Origin of the sequence: Lachnoanaerobaculum saburreum DSM 3986 (assembly GCF_000185385.1) — a bacterium.
GTDB lineage: Bacteria > Bacillota > Clostridia > Lachnospirales > Lachnospiraceae > Lachnoanaerobaculum > Lachnoanaerobaculum saburreum.
This window is the reverse complement of record NZ_GL622296.1, coordinates 2688612-2710562: the sequence shown is the minus strand read 5'-3', so window position 1 is coordinate 2710562 and position 21951 is coordinate 2688612. Positions and strand designations below refer to the sequence as shown.

The 21951-nt window shown below is 33.5% G+C and carries 17 protein-coding genes; all 17 read left to right on the top strand.

Translation table 11 applies throughout. From position 1 onward, the window contains the following. Positions 1 to 46 precede the first annotated feature (46 nt). Positions 47 to 1336 carry a hypothetical protein gene (locus HMPREF0381_RS12540; protein ID WP_008752376.1) on the top strand — a complete coding sequence of 430 codons (1290 nt, stop codon included), beginning with the start codon at positions 47 to 49 and terminating at the stop codon, positions 1334 to 1336. Positions 1337 to 1363: 27 nt separating this feature from the next. Next, on the top strand, positions 1364 to 2872 hold the full coding sequence (locus HMPREF0381_RS14350) for a PAAR-like protein (RefSeq protein WP_169311802.1): 1509 nt from the start codon (positions 1364 to 1366) through the stop codon (positions 2870 to 2872). A 113-nt stretch (positions 2873 to 2985) separates the two neighbouring features. Continuing rightward, entirely contained in the window at positions 2986 to 4461 is a 1476-nt protein-coding gene (locus HMPREF0381_RS12530; protein WP_008752374.1) for a leucine-rich repeat domain-containing protein, read from the top strand. A 52-nt stretch (positions 4462 to 4513) separates the two neighbouring features. Then, positions 4514 to 5206 (top strand): hypothetical protein, encoded by a 693-nt coding sequence (locus tag HMPREF0381_RS12525; RefSeq protein WP_008752373.1) that lies wholly within the window; start codon positions 4514 to 4516, stop codon positions 5204 to 5206. Positions 5207 to 5233: 27 nt separating this feature from the next. Further along, positions 5234 to 7828, top strand: a complete 2595-nt coding sequence (locus tag HMPREF0381_RS12520; protein WP_008752372.1) for an acetate and sugar kinases/Hsc70/actin family protein — start codon at positions 5234 to 5236, stop codon at positions 7826 to 7828. A gap of 12 nt (positions 7829 to 7840) precedes the next feature. Then, positions 7841 to 8617: a hypothetical protein gene (locus HMPREF0381_RS12515; RefSeq protein WP_008752371.1), complete on the top strand. Its 777-nt coding sequence runs from the start codon at positions 7841 to 7843 to the stop codon at positions 8615 to 8617. A gap of 45 nt (positions 8618 to 8662) precedes the next feature. After that, a complete protein-coding gene (locus HMPREF0381_RS12510) occupies positions 8663 to 9628 on the top strand; it encodes an FHA domain-containing protein (protein WP_008752370.1) in 966 nt (321 codons plus the stop codon). Positions 9629 to 9673: 45 nt separating this feature from the next. After that, positions 9674 to 10150 (top strand): hypothetical protein, encoded by a 477-nt coding sequence (locus tag HMPREF0381_RS12505; RefSeq protein WP_008752369.1) that lies wholly within the window; start codon positions 9674 to 9676, stop codon positions 10148 to 10150. Continuing rightward, positions 10147 to 11499 carry a phage baseplate assembly protein V gene (locus HMPREF0381_RS12500; protein ID WP_008752368.1) on the top strand — a complete coding sequence of 451 codons (1353 nt, stop codon included), beginning with the start codon at positions 10147 to 10149 and terminating at the stop codon, positions 11497 to 11499. Before HMPREF0381_RS12505 ends, HMPREF0381_RS12500 begins: the two co-directional genes overlap by 4 nt. Before the next feature lie 37 nt (positions 11500 to 11536). Continuing rightward, positions 11537 to 12778 carry a hypothetical protein gene (locus HMPREF0381_RS12495; RefSeq protein ID WP_040461889.1) on the top strand — a complete coding sequence of 414 codons (1242 nt, stop codon included), beginning with the start codon at positions 11537 to 11539 and terminating at the stop codon, positions 12776 to 12778. A 47-nt stretch (positions 12779 to 12825) separates the two neighbouring features. Further along, positions 12826 to 13761, top strand: coding sequence for a DUF4280 domain-containing protein (locus tag HMPREF0381_RS15505; protein ID WP_008752366.1), 936 nt, complete (start codon positions 12826 to 12828; stop codon positions 13759 to 13761). 68 nt (positions 13762 to 13829) lie between these two features. After that, the gene (locus HMPREF0381_RS15500) at positions 13830 to 14288 is read left to right on the top strand and encodes a hypothetical protein (protein WP_008752365.1); all 459 of its coding nucleotides are present in this window, start codon (positions 13830 to 13832) and stop codon (positions 14286 to 14288) included. Positions 14289 to 14319: 31 nt separating this feature from the next. Then, positions 14320 to 16425 carry a leucine-rich repeat domain-containing protein gene (locus HMPREF0381_RS12485; RefSeq protein ID WP_008752364.1) on the top strand — a complete coding sequence of 702 codons (2106 nt, stop codon included), beginning with the start codon at positions 14320 to 14322 and terminating at the stop codon, positions 16423 to 16425. Continuing rightward, positions 16426 to 17004: a hypothetical protein gene (locus HMPREF0381_RS12480; RefSeq protein WP_008752363.1), complete on the top strand. Its 579-nt coding sequence runs from the start codon at positions 16426 to 16428 to the stop codon at positions 17002 to 17004. A 4-nt stretch (positions 17005 to 17008) separates the two neighbouring features. Further along, entirely contained in the window at positions 17009 to 17554 is a 546-nt protein-coding gene (locus HMPREF0381_RS12475) for a hypothetical protein (protein ID WP_008752362.1), read from the top strand. A gap of 29 nt (positions 17555 to 17583) precedes the next feature. Next, positions 17584 to 21072, top strand: coding sequence for a DUF6531 domain-containing protein (locus HMPREF0381_RS12470; RefSeq protein WP_242824436.1), 3489 nt, complete (start codon positions 17584 to 17586; stop codon positions 21070 to 21072). Positions 21073 to 21174: 102 nt separating this feature from the next. Beyond that, positions 21175 to 21951 (top strand): RHS repeat domain-containing protein (locus tag HMPREF0381_RS15495; RefSeq protein ID WP_008752360.1); only part of this gene is annotated, 777 nt, incomplete at its 3' end.

Below are 21951 nucleotides of genomic sequence, written 5' to 3'. Positions count from 1 at the left end.
TATGTATTGTTAATTAGTATTTTTCTATTAAAAGAGGTGCTTTCAGATGGATAAGGTATGCTTGGATGAGTTTGACATAAAGAAATATGTAAAGGACAGACTTTCAGAAATAAAAGAAGAAGATGAGTATGTCCTTGCAAAAAGTGTTTTATATGACGGTCTTTACAGGATGAGTGAGGTTTTTGAAGAAAGATATAAATCACTGTATAAAAAGGTATATGATGAGCTTGAGAGCAAAGAGGAGAGCTATGAGATTGCGATACTTTTACTTCCAAAAAATGAGAATACATTTTTAAGGATGTTTTTTCCGATATCAGATTTGGATGTAATAGAGGATAAGGAAGCCGATATTAAAGAAGGTTGCATGGAAGGCAAAAATTCTATAAAAACCGTTTATCTTAATGCAGCCGACAGTGCATGCAAGGCTTTTTTACAAGAAAATATAAGAGTAAGTTTTACAAATAACAAAGAAAAACACACACTTTTGGTACAACCTAAAAAGGCTCTTCGATACAGGAAAGAAGTGGGGAAACTTTATGAAACCTTTTCTTATAACGGGCTTAGATGGAATACGGTAAATACCGCATACCTTGACCGCTTTTTTGATATAGACCTGTCAGGACTTCCCCAAAATGCAAGAGATGTTGAAGTGGACTATGGAAAATATGCCGATATGATAGAAGAAGAACTTTATCCTGTATGGAACATAGAAAAAAATGTATTTAAGAGCAGTACATTTTTAAGTCCAAGTAAAGACGGATTATACTATGAACGTGAAATGATTAGGCAAAAAGATAAGGAGATTATCTTACGACTGATACAAAAAACTGGAGGTATGGTAGGAATAAGACAGGAAGAAGAAAAGATTATAGTAAAGTCATATGAAGAAAGTTATTCCGATTTGGAAGGGTATAATATCTTTGATATAAGATATACAAAAGAAGAATTGCCAATCGGCTTAATAAGCAATAAAAGAAAAGAAGGAATGATTGGTCGCCTTCTAAATAAAGCCAAAGAAAAAATCCATACCGAAGCGGAAATAGAAAGGATTATTGAAGAGCTTGATATTGGAGAGTATGTATCGCTTAAATCCTGTGAAAGATTGGCAACAAACAAAGCATTTTTAGAAGAAATGAAAATCCTGCCGGATATGAATAACTTTACAAATGAGAATTTCCAACTAACAGATGAAAGCCCTAAACTTATTTTAAGGTTTTTAAGAAACAGTGACAGCAACCTTTGTGAAGCAATGGTAAGATATGCCATATCACAGTTACAGATAAGCTTTGATGAATATATCTGTATAGGAGTTTTGGAAAACAGTTATAGTCTATAATGGTGACAGATAAGAGGGGTAATGCCTATGTCAGACAATATGAAAAAAATGCATAAACGTCAAGAGATGGACGGTTGTATTAGCAGTGAATATGTGGTGGGGGGAGCTGAAGTATCATGTAAATATGGAAGTAAGACCTGTGTATTAAATTTAACAAGAAGTCATGGAGCTGATACCTTAGATGGGAGACCGTTAATAATAAAAAGTGATTGTACATCTAAAAATATAAGTGGATTTGGTGTATGTAATAAAAATAGAAATAAGCCTTGCAAATGTGAGCCGAAATTAAATGAATGGTCTGTTGATGAGAAGAGTAATTTATGCATAATAGATCCAAACACGGCTAAAGGTAGTAGAGCAATTACAGTGGATTCCATAACAGTATGTGAAAAAGGCGGAATAGTTTCATTCAAAACGTCAGGGCAAGCCACACCAAGCTATGACAATGCAAAGGTAAAAGATGCTGTGAAGATAGTTGAAAATGTACAAGGCAGTTGGACAAGATCCGAGGATAAGGATGATTTTTTAGGGTATGTGAAGGTAAAAAATTGTGGGGTATATAATTTTGGAGTCAGTTTTTATGATAATGGTTCAAATAACGGGTCAGGAAGAATATATGTTTATGAAAAGAATTGGGGAAAACTTAAGCTTGTAGGTACATATAATATAAAAAATCATATAGGAATTGAGCAAAATAAGTTCAGAGAAGATGAAATTATAATCAATGATACCGGAGGGAAAAACAAATGGAATACACGTTACTGGAAATTTTGGGCGGATATAGTACTTTTAAATGATCAAGAATATTATTTAGAGATGGATTGTCCTGTTGTAAATACAATAGAATATAAGATGATTGGGAATCAAGATCAAGGAAAGATAGATAGTATTAATGTTTCTGGAGTTTGGGTTTTAAATGATGAACTTAAAAAGATGCATCCATATGAATATGAATCTATTAAAATGTCAAATTATTTAAAAAATCATAAGGGAAATATTATTACTATTATGTATTTATCACCAGTATACAACATGTTAATTAGAGATTTTATTGGAGTTAGAATTGCAAAACGAAAAGATATAAAAGGTGACATGTCTAATTTTCTTAGCATGGTGTCATTAGCCTTTACAGGAGGAACATACATTAAGGCATTACCAAGCAATGTAAGTGAATTTTTGGGAAATGCAAGTTTAGCCCTTTCTTCAGTTGCTTTAATAATTGCCCTTTTGCCAAAATCAATATTGGAAAAAATTAGAGATGAGATGTATAAAAATTCTGAAGAAAGCTTGATAATCACACTATATGATGTTCGAAACAAAGATGATATAGAATCAAGGGGATACAATATAAAGGATTTTAAAGTTGAAGTATGGCAAAGCTATCGTAGTAATGTAAATATGAATGTATTTGGCGAAAAATATTTAGCAGGAAACTTTCATATGCTTCCAACTCAAAAGATGGATATCGAAAAAATTAAGGCTATTCACAATAGTATAGAAGAAATTTTTAATAACATAGATAATACTTTAGAGTAATGTATTGTAGGAGCTGTGCGAAATGAAGAAAATTAAAAAGATATATTAGTCATATTATTATTTTTTTAATATTTGGTATTACATATATTATATTAATTAATTTGAAATGTAGGGTGATAATTAAAAACAATGTTTTTATAGGTATAAAAAGTGGGATTATAGAAAAAAAAGAAGATTTGAAAGTGGTGGAAGTACCGGATGGTGTAAATGAAATTGGAGTTTTTGCTTTTGCAGACTGTGTGAGTTTAGAGAGAGTTACATTATCCGATGACATTAAAGAAATTGAAATGGGAGCTTTTTATGATTGCCAAAATTTAAAAGATATTAAATTACCTGAAAAGTTGGAAATAATAAGAAATGATGCATTTTTAAATTGCAAAGCATTAACTGATGTAAAACTTCCAAGTGGAGTCAAAATAATAGAGAAAGGTACATTTGCAGAATGTACTTCTTTAAAGAACTTACAATTATCAAATAATACAACTGAAATAGAAGAGATAGCATTTAATAATTGCATAAGTCTTAAAAGTGTATATTTGCCGGACAGTATAAAGGCAATTGGAAGTTCCGCTTTTTATAATTGCAGCAGTTTATCTACAGTGAGAATGTCAGAAGGAATTGAAAGTGTAGGAGAAAATGTATTTGGAGGTACAAAAGCCTTTAAAAACAGTATAGCTGACGAATATGGCTCTATATATTTTGGGAAAGTACTTTTATATAACAAAGGCTTAAATGATACTGTCAGAGTTAAAGATTCTACAAAGGTAATTGCAAATGCTGTATTTATAAATAATTCCGGGCTAAGAGAGATTGAACTGCCTGAAGGAATAGTTGAAATTGGAGACAGTTGCTTTGAGAATTGTAAGGCATTAAAAAAGATAGATATTAAAGAAGGACTGAAAAAAATAGGAGCAAATGCCTTTTCTCAATCAGGTATAGCAGAAGTTAAATTGCCTGAAAGTATAACTGAAATTGGATATGGAGCATTTAATAATTGTGAGGACTTATCAGGTATTAATTTGCCCACAGGTATAGAAAGCATTGCCGGGTATAGTTTTGAAAATACGAAGTATTTAAATAATATAAAACCGGATGAATATGGATGTAAGTATGTAGATAATATACTTTTAGCTTCTGAAAATAATGGAAGTTCAATAATCCATATTAAAGCAGGAACCAGATTAATTGCCGCACAGGCATTTGAAAATAGAAAAGATATTGAAGAGATCTATATTCCTAAAAGTGTAGAAATGATCGACTTCAAGGCATTTTTTCAATGTTCAAAATTAAGAAAAGTGGATTTCGAAGATGGTATTAAATTAAAGGAAATTAACTATTTTACATTTGTCGGGTGTTCAAAGATAGAAAATATTGATTTACCTGACAGTTTAAAAGCAATATATGCATACTCGTTTGGAGATTGTTCTTTCACTAAAATAAAAATACCAAGAAATGTAGAATATCTGGATTCATACGCTATCAGAGAATGCTATTCATTAAAGGAGATTGAATTACCTGAGAGATTGAGGGGAGAATATCACTGGATTGAGACCGATGGAATCAAGACACCTAAATTGGTATTTTACTAGAAAACTATGTACAAGCTATTGCCTAAACTACAATCATGAAAAGGAGCAAAGTATGAACTGCATATGGGAGATAGCATTAAAAGCACAAAAAAGCGGATATAACTTAGAAGATCTTAGATTTAGAAACAGTGAGAGTCCAAGTCCTTATACTGAAAGCTCATTTGATTTTCTGAATTCAGATACCATTGAGGAAAATGAAATTGAAGTAAACCCTTTGTATCGTTTTGCAAATGAACTGGGGGAGATTTTTCTGCCGGATGTAGAGGGTTTTGAGAGTGTAAGAAAAATATTTTTAGATATAATATTTCATTACATAGCGGTATGGGATCTTAGAAGCGGGGGAGATAAAAAAGAGTTAAGGGCAATGTATATCTTAAAAGAGATAGAAGAGGGGAGGTTTCTAAAAAGTATAAGAAAAACCTTGCTTTCCCTTGACTTTGAAAAATCTAAAAGAATTATTTTTTGCCTGCTTGATTTATGTAAATGTAAAGATTATATAACAGTTTTTAGAAAGGCACTTAGAGAGCTTTATCCGAAGGCAAACCTTTACATCCACTCTGAGAATTTAAGGAAATTTACCATATTTACAGGGGTGGATAAGACAAAAGAAGAAGTGGAGAGAATGGAAATGCTTGAGAAACTCTTTTTGCCGATATCTTATGAAACGGATGTTTTTTGGAAATACCACTTCGGTATTATGGGAGTTGATGAAAGTATGAAAATCGGAAAAACGGCAATATACTAAAAAGAACCGGATTGGAAGGAAAATAAGATGAGCTATAAGCTTAACAGGAACATAACTAAAGAAGAGCAGGCTGCGGCATATACAAGAAAAGAACTTGAGCTGATGAGTGAATATCGACTTAGAGAGATTTGCCTGAGAGAACATATCGTAAAGGGATTTGATAAGGATATGACAAGTAAAGAGCTTATAGAGGCTATACTTTCCTACTGTCAAACATTTGAAGATGAACTTATCAAAGAAGAAAAGGAAGGCGGGAGAGAGAGGGTTGAAGAGTGCTTTGATAAACTAAGTATAAAAGAGCCTGAGAATGATGAACTTAGGATATCAGGCAAAATCAGTATTTATGAAGGAGCGGCACTTAACTTCCTTGACGATTATAAAATAGAATATAAAGAAAAGTTTTTAAACACCAATGCTTTGATTGTAAGTGGTGATAAAAAGGTATGTGCCATATTCAATGTAGTTGCAATGGGAGATAAAAAAGACTCTTTATACCTTGTAAAAGATGCATCTCTTTCAGGTATCGTTACAGATATAAAAGATTACAGCCTTTATCTTATGGAAAGAGAATCATCAAAGTTTATATACCGTATATATATGGGAGAAGAGAGAAAAGACCTTACAAAGTACAGGGTTTATAAGATTCCTATTATGGATTTTGAGATTCTTCCCCTGATTGAACTTCATATGCCGATAGCACTTGATCTTGGCTCCACCAACACCACAGTAGCTATGTATGCGGACAGCAGCTATTACAGAAAGATACATGCAAAGCAAAGAGGAATTAAGGAAAATACCATTTGTCATACACTGTTTTTGGAGTCGGTGGGAGGAGAAAACTTTATTGAAAAGATGATACCTACAGTTGTAGCGGTAACTGATGTAAATGAAGACAGTATAGATTATGTTTTTGGAAGAAGGGCTTTGTGGTTTGCAAACCTAAGCTATACGGATAAAGGGTTTTCCGTATTTTATGATATTAAAAGATGGGCGGGAGATTTTGAAAGAAAAGAAGAACTTACGGATGCCAAGGGAAGATACAGATATGTACAAAGGATAGAGATTATAGCCAAGTATCTAAAGTATGTACTTGATATCACAAGAGATAACTTTAAATGTCGGATAAAGGAAGTATATATCACAGTACCGGTTAAGCAAAAGCATGTATATGAGCAGATGTTGGGGCTTTTGTCAAAAATGCTTTCTATAAGTCTGAAGGTTACCTTGGATGAAAGTACGGCAGTACTTTACAGCTTTATCAGTAAAATGAGAGAGAAAAATCGCTTGAAAGACGGAGAAAGCTATAAGGCACTGATAATGGACTGTGGAGGAGGAACGACGGATCTAAGTGCATGTAAGTTTAAGGTACATGCAAAGGGTGATATACAGACCTATACGATGGAAAACAGCTATAAAAACGGAAATACGGACTTTGGAGGAAACAATATTACCTACAGAATCATGCAACTTTTAAAGCTTAAACTTATATCCAGGTTGTCAGGCTTAGACAGGGATCTTGGAAACGAAATAATTGATGGGTTGCCTACAGACCCGTATAGGTATATAGATGAAGAAGGTGTTGAAAGTTTTTATAAGGGATTACAGGAAGCTTATGAAAAGGCTGAAAATATTTTACCCACAGCTTTTAAGCGATTTGAAACTTATGGAAAAGAAGGGTATTACAGAGTAAGGAATAATTACTTTTTTTTATTCACATTGGCGGATGAGATTAAACAGGAACTTTTTTCAGGAAATGATATCGTTATAGAAGTACCTGAAGAAAAAAAGGGAGAATCGGGGCTTTTAAGACTTGAGGCGGACAGATATAAACTCTCAGTCTTTAAGGGAGAAAAACTTGAAGTTTTAGAGGGGATGCCTAAGATAAGCTTTAACCGTTATGAAGTTGAAAAGCTGATTGCAGGAGAAATCTATGCGGTTATGAAAGTTTTTATGGAAAGACTTTATAAAAACGGAGAACTTTATAACTTTGACATGATAAGGCTTACAGGGCAATCCTGTAAGATAGGGTTATTTAGAGATGCCTTAAAAGAATTTGTACCCGGAAACATGATGCAAAGCGGAGGAAGTGTTAAAAAGGAAGAGTTAAAACTTGCCTGTGTGGACGGACTGATGAGGTATCTATATGATAAAAGAACCGGATATGCAGGATTTGATATAAGAGAAGAAGAGGCCCTTATTCCTTATAAAATAAAAGCCCTGTCATACTCAGGAAGACAAGAGGTACTTATAGACGGATTTGAAAGCAACAAGATGACAGGAAGCCTGCTTAGAAGTCTTGAAGATATCTTACTTAGAATGTATCTGTATGACGCTTCGGAAAGTGTACGATTTGAATATCTGTTTCACTTTAAAAAAGATGAGGCAAGAGAAACGGACAGAATGGAACTTGCAGGAAGATATAGCGGATATATAAAGCAGGAAGATACTGATGATATACAAAACGGAGAACTGAAGATATTTGCCTTTGTAGACTATAAAAAATGGGGATTTCAGATCGTACCTGTATACAGACTTAAGGATACCTTATATGCGGGAGAAGGAAAAGAGTATAAGTTTGAAACCGATGAATGGATTTGTGATTTCTTTGATGGAGAACACTAGAAGGAGAAGTTTATGGAAAACAGATACCCTTTGTTTGAGACAGGAAGAATCTTAAAAAAAGAAGCACTTGAAGTAATAAGAGACTATCCCAGAGATTTGCTTGATATCCTTTATGAGGGATATACAGACGGAGTCATAAGAGGATTAAGATTAAGTTCAGACCATGAAAACAGAAATCTCATCATAGGAAAGGGACTAATAAAACTGAAAGGAGAGGTATATCAGGTAAATAAAGAGATAAAAGTGGTATACACCCATACAGAACAAAGGAGATATCTTAGATTAAAGTGTAATGAAAAGAAAGATAAAGACTTCACAGTAAATGAAATAGAAGCTTTCCTTTCCGATGAGAAAGAAAATAAAGACGGAGAAATCCTGCTTTGCGACTTTTTATTAAAATCAGGATTTGTATTAAGAGATACCTACCTTAACTTTGCCGATATGAGGTCTGAGTATGATACCATACATCTGATAAATACAGATTATGCAGGATATGGTGAGAAGTCATTTAATATAGAAGTATTAAAAGCATATGCCAAAGAATATCTGAGTACAAAAAAATGTGAAGAAACTGACAGAATCTTTTGCTATATGGTTATAAACAGTATTGAGGGAATAGATAGAAGTATTATAGAAAACTATATAGCATTTAAAGAAGGAAAGCTAAAGGTAAGTCACCTAAGCAATAAAGAAATTTATACAGGGCTTTTTGATATATTGGCAGTTGCAAAGAATACGGATTGGTCTAGGACTACAGGGTTTAGCCCAAAGAAGATTTTGGTAGATTAGTGATAATCAGGATAAGGTAAAGTTGCAAGTAACAAGGAGAAGAAGATGTCAAACATAATGGACTGCCCTTACGGACACAGGTTTTCAAAAACGAGGTATGGAACAATATGCCCACACTGCGGCTTTGATCTGGATACCCCGGAAAAGGTATATGTAAATTTAAGGAAAGAATGTGGACTTTCTTTAAGAGAAGAAAGACCTGTATGTGCATGGCTTGTATGTATAGAGGGAGCAAGAAAGGGGAAAAGTTATGTGATAAGCTTCGGAGAAAACTTTATAGGTACTGACAGGGATAATGAGATACAGGTTTTAGGGGATGAGAAGATGCTTGGTAAGTTTACCTTAATATTTTTTGACAAAGAAACCAAGGAAGCTAATCTGATTCCTGCAAGAGCGGACGGTATTGTATATATGGATAATAAACCTGTTTATAACAAGTATGTTCTTAAAAATAAAGATATCTTGGAAATAGGTGAGAGTAAGTTCATGTATGTGGAGCTTTTATCCGCAATCATCAAATATTTTCCGGGATTTGAATATGAAGAGATAGATAATGAGGATAAAGAAAAACTGATAAAAAAAGAGAGAAAGTATAGGAAGCTTAAAAGAGAAAAACCAACGGAGGAAGAAAAATATAGAGATAAAAGGGTAGGTAAAAATCTTTCTTTTGAAGAAGAAAAGCCGATTTATGCATGGCTTGTATGTATAGAAGGAAAGCGTCAAGGAAAGTCTTACAATGTAACGGAAGGAAAAAACTATATAGGAAGTCATGATATTATGAGCATACAGATTATAGGAGATGAAGATATAAGAGATAAGAATCATGCTGTTATAGCCTATGATACAAGAAATTTACAAGGAACACTCCTTGGAGAAGAGTCAATGGGATTTGTAAGGCTAAATGAATCGGCAACATATACATCGAAAGATTTAAAAGAAGGAGACATCTTGGAGGTTGGCAAGAGTAAGTTTTTCTACTTTGACTTTGCAAAAGAATACCATCAGTGGTAGAAAACATGAAACAATAAATATAAAGAGAATAATTATGGAGAAACTATGAAAGGAAACTTGCCATATTTTTATATAAAAGAAAATTTTGAAAATACAAGGGGGATACGAATATATACTTTAGAGAATATTCCAAGGAATATAGATACTCTTAATGAAAGATTTTATGAAATGCCAAGAGAGTTTGTTCTTGAAATAGAAAAAACAAAGGAGTTTATATTTCCTGATTTGATGATGAATGTATATCCTCTTATTTCAGAAAGATTTAGAGAGGTATTGCTTCTTTTTGATATAGAAATCTTTGTAAAAAGAGTTGTGCTGATAGATAAAGAGAGTAGAGAGATGCAAAGCTATTATTTGCTTTATACAAAAAATTTGCTAAACACTGATTTCAATAATTTCTTTAAAGCAGTCAGGGAAGAGAATGAAAAGATAAGTTTTATTGTAAATCTTGATTTTGCAGAAAGTTTAATAAGAAGAGATGTTAAGGGAATAGAGTTTGTGGAAGTGGAGGAGAGCGTATGAGAGAAAACCTTATAAAACTTGATATTTTTGATGTACTTGCGGTAACAAGTTATGAAGCAAAACATGAGGTGGGCAAGCATGGTAGGGCAATAATAAGAGCCATAATAGAAGAAAAAAGAGAAGAAGAGTATATTAATACTGCCCAAAATACAAGATGGGTAAGGGTTAATGCCCTTGATGAAACAGATAAAGAGAGTACGATATTTTATGGATTATTAGAAAGAATATGTTTCTTTAAGGAAAGCGGAAGTTTCCTTGTTGAATTGGAATTAATCACAGGAAGTTCTTTAATGGAAGAAAAAGTACATACAAGAGGATTTTCTAAATGTGCCGGAGAATATGCTGATATACTTAATGCATTAAAAGAAGGATATGAAGAGTCATACTATATAACAGGAGAAGACGGAAAGGGGGTATTGCCCGGATTTTTGGTACAGTATGAAGAAAATGACTGGAACTTTATAAAAAGGATTGCAGCTTTAAAGCAGACAGTGGTAATGCCGGATTATCAGAGTGAAGGGGTGAAGTATTTTTTCGGTATGCCAAAAAGAGATACCGGAGTTTTAACTTCACAGGATGTGCGTATTGTTGTAAATAAAGAGTATACAGTTTATGAAGTCAAATCAAGGGAAATCCATAGTTTAGGAGACAGAGTAAGCTTTAACAGAAGAGACTACCGTATAATAAAAATTGTATCTAAAACAGAGGGAAGTGAACTTTACCATACATATTATTTAACACAGGATATAGATTATATAGTAAAAAAAGAAAGCAAGTATGATTTGAAAGTAATAGGAGCATCACTTTACGCTAAAGTTACAAATGTAGAAAAAGAAAAGGTTAAGATAGCAATAGAGGATATAGAAAATAAGGATGAAGAAATAGAAAGATGGTTTGATTTTTCCACTGTATATTCTTCAAGTGACGGAGCAGGGTGGTATTGTATGCCGGAAGTAGGAGACAGCGTAAGACTGTATTTTCCTACAGAAAATGAAGAAAATGCCTATGTTTGCAGTGCAGTACATGAAAATGAGGGAGATGGAATAAGAACCGATCCTGAAAATAAAATTTGGAGAAATAAATACGGAAAAGAAATAAGACTGACACCGGAAGGTATAACCATAAAAAGCGATACGGGAGATTATATTGAACTAAATGACAGTACAGGAGTCAAGATAGTAAGTACAGGAAGTATTTTGATAAAAGCAAAGGACACTGTTGAGATAAGCAGTGAGGATTCAAATATATCCATGGTGGCAGGTAAAAGGATTATGCTTTTACAAGATGATACACAAATAATATTAAAAGACGGAATAACTGTGAGTGGTGAAGGTATTCATATAAGTTGAAAAATGTGTTTTTGGTGTGAGCGGAAAGGGATTTTTTATGCTGATTATAGAAAATTTAGAAATAGAAATAGCATTACCTATTTATTTGGTTGAAAATTTTGTTATAAATACTGTTCCAAACATGCATACCGTCTGTAATATTAAAGGGGTGTTGGAGAAAAAGCCAGGAGAAACAATTCTTACAGACAAAAAGGATATGGATATACATATAAAATACAAAGGAAACACTGTATTTAGAGGATTTGTGGAAGAGATAAGCATTCATTCATCCGCCGATGTACATTATTTTGAACTTAAAGCATATTCATACAGTAAAAAATTAGACGATAAAGAGCATACAGAATTATTTCAAAATATAGAAAAAACTTATAGTGACATTGCCTGTGAAGTAGTTAGAAAATACTCAGGGGATATCAGCAACTACAATATAAATGATAAAGAAATTAAAGGACCTGTGCTTTGCTATAAGGAGAGTGCCTGGGCTTTTGCAGTTAGGATGGCATCCTGCATAAAAACATTTCTGTATCCGGGTATGGAATATGATAGGCCATATATTCATATGGGCATACATACAGGGAATATGGTTGAGCCCGGAGGTATTATAAGTGAGAGCAGAGATCTGATCAAGAAAAATGAGAATAAAAGTCGGATAGAGTATAGGCTAAGGACATATAACTCTTACGATATAGGTGATAACATAGCGTTAGATAATAAGATTTTAACTTTATATAAAAAAGAGGTGGAGTTTACAAAGGGTGAGCTGATATTTAATTTTCAAGGAGTTGAAAGATCATATATAGAAGATATGATATATCCGCTTGAAAATGAAAATATAATAGGTTTGAGCCTTATGGGGGAAATTAAGAAATATAAGGATGGAAAAGTATACTTAAGACTTGATATAGACAAAAAAGAGCCGGATTATGGATTTGATTGGTATCCTGAGACCGGAAATGTATTATATGCGGTACCTGATGTAGGAGAAAAAGCACAACTTTATATATCAGGTATGGATACAGGAGATATGTATGTAGTACGAACCTTCGGCAGTAAGGGTAGCGATGAAAATAAAAAGCAATTGGAAGTGGGAAAGAAAAGTCTTAATTTCTCAAAGGAGGGAATAAGCTTCATTGCAGATGATATACTGACATTAAATGATAGAAGATTCAAGCTTACAGGCAGTGGAGATTTGAGCATAAGTGCAGCTGATAAATTTACTATAAAGGCAAGAAATATAAGACTAAGCAGTAAAGAAGAGATAGTGTATATAAGCGAGTAAAATTTTGTAGCAGTAATGGAGTACAAATCCGAAGAAAGAGGTGCAAAGTGGCGGACGGTATACAGAAAATGTATGAGCATCAGGAAATGAAGGGATATGGAGGATATGAATATGTGGTAGTAGGCGCAGAGGTTTCCTGTAGCTATGGAAGCAAAACATGTGTATTAAACTTGAAAGATGATCATGGAGTGCACACTTCAGATGGAAGGCCTTTAATTACAGAAAATGACAGTACTACTGATAATATAAAAGGCTTTGGAATGTGCAATAAAAACAGGAGTAAACCTTGTAAATGTGACCCTAAACTTGGAAAGTGGTGGGTTACTGACAATTCAAACATGAAAATATTTGATACTGCAATTAATGATAAAAGTGATGCGGTTACGGAGGACTCTATAGCTGCATGTAACAAGGGTGGTATAGTTTCATTTAAGACATCAGGGCAAACTTCACCAAGCTACGATAATGTAAAAATAAAAGATGCTGTAGAAATAGTTGAAGATGAAAAGAAAAATTGGAGTCGCAAAAGTGACAGAAAAGACTTTATAGGTCATGTAAAGGTTAAGAATTCAGGTTTATATAACTTCGGTATAGAATTTTATGATATTAAGAGTGGTAATAGCCCCGGAAGTATATTTGTTTATGAAAAAAGTTGGGGAAAGACCAAGTATATAGGTGCATATGAGATAAAAAGTCATGCAGGAAATAAAGAAATGAAATTTCCTGATGATGTACTTAAAATCAATGAAAATAGTTATGGATATGTATCCGGTTTACATTATTGGTTCTATTGGATAGATATAATTCTTTATGGAGGTAAAGATTATTATTTTGAAGTGGATTGCCCCGGAAGGGATGGATTTGCATGTAAGTTAATTGGGAATCAGGAGATTGTTACTGACAAAGATATAATGATGGTTGTATGGAAGGAAAGCGACACATGTACTGATTGGTATAAAAAAATATTGGAGGAGTTACACTAAAAGAGTCTATTGTTTACTTACACAAACCATATATAAAGCTTTTTTTTGATTATCTTGCAGGGGTTTATTTGGATCATGCAACAAAAAATAAAGGTAGAGACACAGCTACATCAACAGGAAAGACTGTTGTTGAGGTAATAATAGGAATAGTGGATACAGCTACCGGTGTTTTTGCTACTGCAGTTGATACATTAGTTGGGTTGGTAGGTATATCAGAGATAGAAGAATTAGCTGCTCAACTTAGACCTTATTTTAAGACTGATAGTGATACTGATGATAAAAAAGACGTGAATATGGTAAAAATTGTAATGTACGGAAATAAGGAAGGACTGGTTAAGGAATACGATATGGATGCAGAAGTTAGCACTGAAGTTTCTGAATATAATATGATTGATAGAGTAGAAGGCGAGAAATATCATTGGGGGAAGTTTATAGGTATATACTATGATCAGGGTGATAGTAATAAAGTCGAATTAGAGCTAACTGAAGAATTTATAAAGAATAAAATTATAGAGAAAACAAATTAATAATCTAAAAAATGATTTTGTGGGGGATTTAATGTTGACAAAAAATCTAAAGGATAAAAGTGCTTTTATAATATTTATAATATTTATAATATTCTCTATTATACTGTCTATAGTAGTAGATTTAAAAGGATACTTTGTAATAAAAGAAGGTGTTGTAGTTAATTATAGAGTTGGGATTATGGACAGAATAAAAGGGGAGATTGACATAACAATACCTGAAGGCGTAACAGCTATTGGTGACTATGCTTTTGCAAATAATAAAATTATTAATACAATAGTGATACCATATGGAGTGGAAGAAATCGGCAAGTTTTCATTTATGAATTGTAGTAACTTAAAAGAAATTAATATTCCACGTTCGGTAGAATATGTGAAAGAAGGTACATTTTATAAGTGTACAAACTTAGAGAATATCAACTTATCCTCATCAATAAAATCAATAGAAAATGAAACATTTTCGGGGTGTGATAGATTACAGATTGTAGAGTTACCTGATACATTGGAACAAATAGGAGATAAAGCATTTTATGAATGCACAAGTTTAGAAAATATAAAATTTTCGCCTTCACTTAAAAGGATAGGAAAGTTTAGCTTTTCAAATACTAAATTAAAAGAAGTAAATATACCTTCATCTGTAGAAATGATAAAAGAAAGTGCATTTTACGAGTGCACAAGTTTAGAGAGTATCAACTTGCCGTCAGAAATGAAGATAATAGAAAATAAAACCTTTTCAAATTGTGATAAATTAAAGTTTGTAAAGTTGCCGGATTTATTGGAGCAGGTGGGAGATTATGCATTTTATAATTGTAAAAGTTTAGAAGGTATAGTATTTCCTGATTTACTTAAAAGTATAGGTGTCTTTAGTTTTTCAAATACAAAACTAAAGAATATAATTATACCCGATTCGGTGATAGAAATCAGAACTGCTGCCTTTAGAGAGTGCGTAGAGTTGGGAGAAATAAAGCTACCTGATAGCCTTAAAACTATAGAAGAAGAAATCTTATATAATTGTTCCTCATTAAAAGAAATAGAGATACCGGAAGGAATTAAAGAGATAGGGACTCTTGCTTTTTATGATTGTGTAAATTTGGAAAATATAATCGTACCGAATAGTGTAGAAAAGTTCGGTTCCAATTGTTTTACAGGAACCAAATGGCTTGAAAATATACCTGCAAATGAAGATGGTTTAAAAATTTATAGAGATATTTTATTAAAGTCAACAGATATAAAGGAAACTATTGTCATTAGCTCAGATATACACTTTATAGTCGGAAGTGCATTTAGGGATTCTGAAAAATTAAAAAATATTATTTTACCAAATACTATAAAGCGTATAGAAGGTTATACTTTTTATAATTGCACTAATCTTGAAAATATAGACATACCTGTAAATGTGAATTGGATAGGGAAATCGGCATTTTATAAGTGCAAAAGCTTGAAGGGAATTTTAATTCCGGATTCGGTCAGAGAAATATATGAGAGTACATTTGAGGACTGTGAAAATTTATCTGAAATAGAGTTGCCAAAGGAGTTGGAATACATTGGAGAAAACACATTTGGAGGCTGCAGTTCTCTAAAAAAAATAATAATTCCCAAGTATGTTAAACGAATAGAATCGGGGGCTTTCGGGCATTGCACAAACTTAGAAGCTGTAAAATTTGAAGATAATCCTGAGTATATAGGGAGTTCGTTTTATGGCACAAAATATTATAAAGAGATTGAAGAAGATCAATATGGCTGTAAATATGTACAAAATCATATTGTAGGTTTTGTGGATAAAGGAAAAAAAGAGATTATTATAAAGGAAGGTACTGTTAGTATAGCTGATTCTGTTTTTTCCGAGGTTGCTTTTGAAAAAGTGATTTTTCCTAAAGAGTTAAAATACATTGGAGATTTCGCTTTTGCGTTTTGTAAGAATTTAAGAAGGGTTGAATTACCTCAAAATTTGATATCTGTAGGAGATTATGAATTTCAATTTTGCGACAAATTAGAATACATTTATATCCCTGAAAGCGTAAAGGAAATAGGAGAAATGTCCTTTGTAGGCTGTGACAGATTAAAGGAAGTTGTTATGACGAAGGAAGTTGCAGATAAATTTTGGTATATCAGCAATGAGAAAGTGAGATATATAGATTAAATGGCAGAAAATTATTATGATAAGCAAATCATCCCTCTAAAAGTAAGGAACTCTGAAGCTGAAGCTATGTCTTTGGATACGGGATACTATATAGAAGGCAGATTTGAAACTTTTAGCAAAAAACAGTACTTTGATAAGTTGTTAAGTATATATATTCCGGAATCTTTTATAGATTTGCCAAAGGAGATAAGTGAAATAAAATATCCTACTAATTTTAGACCCGAGGTAATAAAAACAAATCTTGCCGGAGATGTAAATCTAAGCATTAGCCTTCTTAAAGTCAGTGAAGATACGGAAGTAAAAACTTTGGTAACTGATTTTAAAAGTCTTCTTTCAAAAGCACATAATGGGATAAAGTTTTTAACATATGATGAATTGGAGAAAGAAGGCTGTGTAAAAATGTATTGCTTTGATTTTATTATACCCGGAATAGATGAGAGAATATATCATAAAACGGGTCTGGGTAAGATAGGTAGAGAAACAGTACAGGTTATGTTTAATTGTAGGGAGCCATTATCATGGACATGGAAAAAAGCTGTGAATGACATACTTCAAAATATAATACCGGTAAGAAAGTAGACAAATGAATAGGGAAAAGCAAAAAAAGGAATATTTTAAAAGTTTCAGATACAGATGGATCGGCGAAAAAATTCGGGAGTATAAAGATTATAATATACAGGATTTATATGAAGAAATAAAAAACATACTGTCAAATGTGATAGAGGAAAAGCGGATATATAAGCTTAAGTATCTTATATTATTTTTTCTTAATACGAGTCTTTATACAAAAAGCTATAAATGTATGTTATATGCCTCAGATGAGGGCTTGTATATAGATAAACCTTTAGGTATCAGGTATTGGATTCCGGATTTTATGAAAAAAGATTCCTGTAAAATTCGTGAAGAAATGATGGAGGGTATCGGAAGACTTATATTAAGTGAGCCGGAGATAGAAGAAGGGATAAGGTTTGTTTTAAAGGGATATGAAGATATCATTTCAATTCTTTGGAAAAAAGCCTTGGAAAGGGCGTTTGATATTGATGTTTTTGAAGATATACCTAAAGAGTCAATAATTCTTATTGGCGAGTATATGGGAGAATTAAAACAGGTAAATTTAAACACAAAGTGAATAAGACATTAAAAAGGAAGGAGTGTCTAATGAAGAGAGTAAAGGGAAGTTCCATAAAGTTAAAAAGTGATGTAAATATATCAGCCGATAAAGTATTGCTTAAGGGGAAAAAATCAAGGACATATGAAGAATTAAAAGAGCCTTATAAGGATATGTCAAAGGACTTTGAAAGACTGCTTCCAATGATGCTTGGTGCAATGCCTGTCATGGCAGGAGTGCCAAGTGAGAAAGACAAGCTTATGTTAAAACTTATGGGAAGTTTGGCAGCCTGTGCAGGAGTAAAGATAATCAAAAATCAGGATGGAAGTTACAGTGCGGTTTATACAGGTGCGTTAAATCGTGTAAGAAATAATGCAGTGCCGGCAGCTTTAGAACTTAGTGATGTACAGCTAAAGGAAGAAATCTATAAAATCATTTCAAAGATGCTTGAAAAAAACGGTCCGGCCTTTGCCTCATGGAATGAACTTTTAAAAGATCTTATGAAAAACAACAGTATGGAAGATTTTTTAAAGGGTGCAAGGGGTGCATTATGTGCCATGACGGGAGATCCGGTAAATGCAAATACCGGAAACTTTATCTATTCAAAAGAAGATCTTAAGATACTCTCAAAGATACCTTTAAGCTTTACAAGGTTTTATAACAGTAAAGAAGAAAAAGTAGGAGTGTTTGGAAAAGGTTGGAGACACAGCTATGAAATATCCGTAGAAAGGGAAAAAAACGGATATATACTACACCTTGCAGACGGGCAGGATGAAGCCTACCTTTTAGATGATGAAGAAAACATAGTTTCCGTTTTTGATGATTTTAACCGCCTTAAAAAAACAAAGGACGGGTTTAAGTATAAAAGCGAAACAGGACTTTTATACACTTTTAATAAAGAAGGAAGACTTCTCTCTATGGAAAGAAAAGACGGGGTTAAAGTATTACTTTCCTATGATACCGAGGGAAGACTTTTAAGCGTGTCCGATAAAGCAGGAAACAGCCTTACCTTTTCATATGATGAACAGGGTAAACTAAGAGAAGTAAAAGACCATAGCGGAAGAAAGATTGAGTACAGATATGAAAGCACTCAGCTTACAAGAGTATATTCCAACGGACAAAGAATGTATGATTATTTTTATGACAAAGAACTTTTGGTAAAAATAAAAAATCCTAGGGGAGTGTATGTACTTGAAAACATGTATGATGGAGCTGACAGGGTGAGAATACAAAGATTTGCCGACGGAGGAATAATAAGATATGAGTATGACAGCGAAGAAAGTAAAACCTTTGTAACAAACCAGAATGAAAATGTAGAGGTACACATACATGACGAAAACTTCAGAAACATTGAAAGCGAGTATGCGGGAGAGAGCGAAAGCTTTACCTATGACGAAAGAAACCTTTTAACATCATATACGGATAAAAGGGGAAACACCACGGTATATGAGTATGATAAAAAAGGAAACTTAAAAAGCTGCATATACCCTGGCGGAGAGGTAGAAGGCTTTGAGTATGATGAAAACGGAAATCTAAGCATTTATTATAAAAATAAAGAAGAGATTGAAAGATACTCTTATGACGATAAGGGAAGACTTGTTGAAAGAAAGAACGCTTTAGAAGAGATTACAAGCATAGAGTATAAGGAAGGTGAATATGAAGAAGATAAGGAAAATAAAGAAAGCGTTATAGTAACCCTTCCGGACGGTTCAAAAAGCAAGGTTTCTTATGATGAAAGAGGAAACATATCCAAAATAGAAGAAAACGGAAATGTTTTAACATACGAGTATGATGCCTTAAACAGGGTAAGGGCAAGCATTGACGGAAATAAAAACAGAACGGAGTTTTCATATAATGACAAGGACCTGCTTACAGGAGTAAAGGATGCCATGGGTAACACTTGCAGGTATGAGTATACTGAAAACGGCAAGTTATCTCTTTTTGAGGACTTTAGAGGAAGCATTACAAAACTTAACTATAACGAAATGAATAAAATAAAAGACTTTACCCTGCCTGACGGTGAAAACTTCATACTGGAGTATGACCTTTGCCAAAACCTTACAAAAGAAATCCGACCGGACGGGGGAGAGGTAAGGTATGTTTATAATGCCGCAAATCTGGTAGAGAAAAAGATTTTACAAAACAAGGGAGAGTATGAATACCGTTATGATGCAAACGGAAATCTTATATCGGTTATCGATCCTTTAGGGGATAGCGAAGAGTATTCCTATGATGAAAGAAACAGACTGTTGTCTTACAAGGATAAGTCGGGAGCGGCAACGGAGTATGAGTACGGTAAAAGAAGCTTAAAAATAAGCAATGATATCGGTACATATACTTATGATTATGATATTCTAGGAAGAGTAGTGCTTGAAACCGATATGCTAAGGAATACGAGAAAGTATGAATATAATGAACTTGGAAAAGTGTCAAAGATAAAGACCGGAGAAAAAGAAACCGTTTACATATACCAAAAAGGCGGACTTTTACATAAAAAAATATACCCGGATAAAAGATATGAGGTATTTAGCTATGATAAAGTCGGCAACCTTATAAAAAGAGAAAATGAAAAGGGCGATTACATCCTTTTTAGCTATGACAGACTAAACCGTATTACCAAAGTAAAAAACAGCTTTTTACAGGAACAAAGCTTTGAATACGATGCCATGGGAAACATAATAAAGGAAACCGATGCATTAGGAAACAGCACAAGTTATGTATACTCTCAGGGAGGGAAACTAATCTCCGTCTTGGATTCCATGGGAAACAGAACCGAGTACGGATATGATAAGGCAGGGAGGCTTTCTACGGTATACAGGCATGAAGAAAGCAGGGAATTACTTTCATGTATTGAAGATGAAGAAAGAAAACATTCATTAAAAGAAGGAACAAAAATAAAAGAAATATACGGTAAGGAAATATCCGCAAGCCTTAAAGACACCAATGTATCAAGGATAACAAGATATAAAAGAAACCTGATGGGAGATGTTGAATGTATTATAAATGCCTTTGGAGAAGAGGAGTACTTTTCATACGATCTTTTAGGAAGAGTAATACTTAAAAAAGACAGGGACGGATATGAAACAAGGTATTCATACACCAAGGCGGGAGATATAAAAAGCATTCTTTACGGAGACGGATATAAAGCGGAGTATGAGTATGACAGCTTAGGAAAATTAAGTTATGTGAAGGATGCACTTGGAGTTATAAGGATAGAAAATGACAAGCTTGGAAGGACAACAAAGGTAATTGATTATGACGGTAAAGAAGTAAGATATGAGTATGGAAAGGAAGGAGAAAGGTTAAGAACCGTATATCCCGACGGAAAAAGTGTTGATTACGGTTATGATGAAAACCTAAGACTTGTAAGTCTTATATCAGGAGATAAAGAGATAAGGTATTCATACGACAAAGAAGGAAGACTTATAAGAAAGGATATGCCTGATGAGATAGGCAGTCTTTATGAGTATGATGAAAGAGGGCTTTTAAGCAGGCTTTGTCATATGAAAGGAAGCAAAAAACTTGAAGAATACCTTTAAGGATATGATTTACTCGGAAATAAAACAAAGACAGTAAGAAAAAGGGATGTAAACTCTAAGGGAATAAAGGAAGATAAGAACAAAGAAAAAATCATACATAAGTTGTGGGAAGATTCATCAGTCTTTAACTATGAGTATGACAGCCTAAACCGCCTCATAGCCGTAAAAAGAGGAGAAAAGGAAGTTTGCAGGTATGCTTATGATGCTTTCGGAAACAGAAGCAAGATGAAAAAAGACGGCATGGAGGTAGCCTATACTTATGATGCCCTGGACAGACTGGTAAAGACAAGCGGATTATATGAAAATAAAACCTATGAGTATGATAAAAGAGGAAACCTTATAGGGGTAATGAGCAGAGGAAAGAGAATAAAAGCCTATGAGTACGGTGCATCAGGTAGGCTTAGTTTAAGTTACTCTAATTTAGGAAATGCAAGAAGCTACGATTATGACGGAATGGGAAACAGAGTAGGCTTTAGAGAATACGGTAGTGAGTGTAAAGGTTTTGGAGAAACCGGACTTAAAAGTATCGTTGAACTTAAGCTAGCGGAAAGTAAGCCGGTATACGAGGAAAGGTATGTACTTGACAGGACAAAACCTTATAACAACATGCTGCAAAGAAATATGATAGAAAGAGGAAAAGACAAGGAGCATGTACAAAGCTATGCATGGGACTTTAATACTGTATTCATGGAGGAAGAGGAAAAAGTCTATACATATCTAAGTGATGAACTTGGAAGTCCTATTCGTCTTTTTGAGCAGGAGAGCGAAAACCAAACGGTATACGGTTATGATGAGTTTGGAAATGATACTTACGGTACACAGGAACAGGTGCAGCCGTTCGGATATACAGGCTATAGATATGATAATGTAGCTAATACC

Excerpts from the sequence above, each read along its gene's own strand:
- HMPREF0381_RS12495 (WP_040461889.1), top strand. The coding sequence starts at position 11,537 with ATGCTGATTATAGAAAATTTAGAAATAGAAATAGCATTACCTATTTAT.
- HMPREF0381_RS12515 (WP_008752371.1), top strand. The coding sequence starts at position 7,841 with ATGGAAAACAGATACCCTTTGTTTGAGACAGGAAGAATCTTAAAAAAA.
- HMPREF0381_RS12505 (WP_008752369.1), top strand. The coding sequence starts at position 9,674 with ATGAAAGGAAACTTGCCATATTTTTATATAAAAGAAAATTTTGAAAAT.
- HMPREF0381_RS12500 (WP_008752368.1), top strand. The coding sequence starts at position 10,147 with ATGAGAGAAAACCTTATAAAACTTGATATTTTTGATGTACTTGCGGTA.
- HMPREF0381_RS12475 (WP_008752362.1), top strand. The coding sequence starts at position 17,009 with ATGAATAGGGAAAAGCAAAAAAAGGAATATTTTAAAAGTTTCAGATAC.
- HMPREF0381_RS12525 (WP_008752373.1), top strand. The coding sequence starts at position 4,514 with ATGAACTGCATATGGGAGATAGCATTAAAAGCACAAAAAAGCGGATAT.
- HMPREF0381_RS12520 (WP_008752372.1), top strand. The coding sequence starts at position 5,234 with ATGAGCTATAAGCTTAACAGGAACATAACTAAAGAAGAGCAGGCTGCG.
- HMPREF0381_RS12485 (WP_008752364.1), top strand. The coding sequence starts at position 14,320 with ATGTTGACAAAAAATCTAAAGGATAAAAGTGCTTTTATAATATTTATA.
- HMPREF0381_RS14350 (WP_169311802.1), top strand. The coding sequence starts at position 1,364 with ATGTCAGACAATATGAAAAAAATGCATAAACGTCAAGAGATGGACGGT.
- HMPREF0381_RS12540 (WP_008752376.1), top strand. The coding sequence starts at position 47 with ATGGATAAGGTATGCTTGGATGAGTTTGACATAAAGAAATATGTAAAG.
- HMPREF0381_RS12510 (WP_008752370.1), top strand. The coding sequence starts at position 8,663 with ATGTCAAACATAATGGACTGCCCTTACGGACACAGGTTTTCAAAAACG.
- HMPREF0381_RS12470 (WP_242824436.1), top strand. The coding sequence starts at position 17,584 with ATGAAGAGAGTAAAGGGAAGTTCCATAAAGTTAAAAAGTGATGTAAAT.
- HMPREF0381_RS12480 (WP_008752363.1), top strand. The coding sequence starts at position 16,426 with ATGGCAGAAAATTATTATGATAAGCAAATCATCCCTCTAAAAGTAAGG.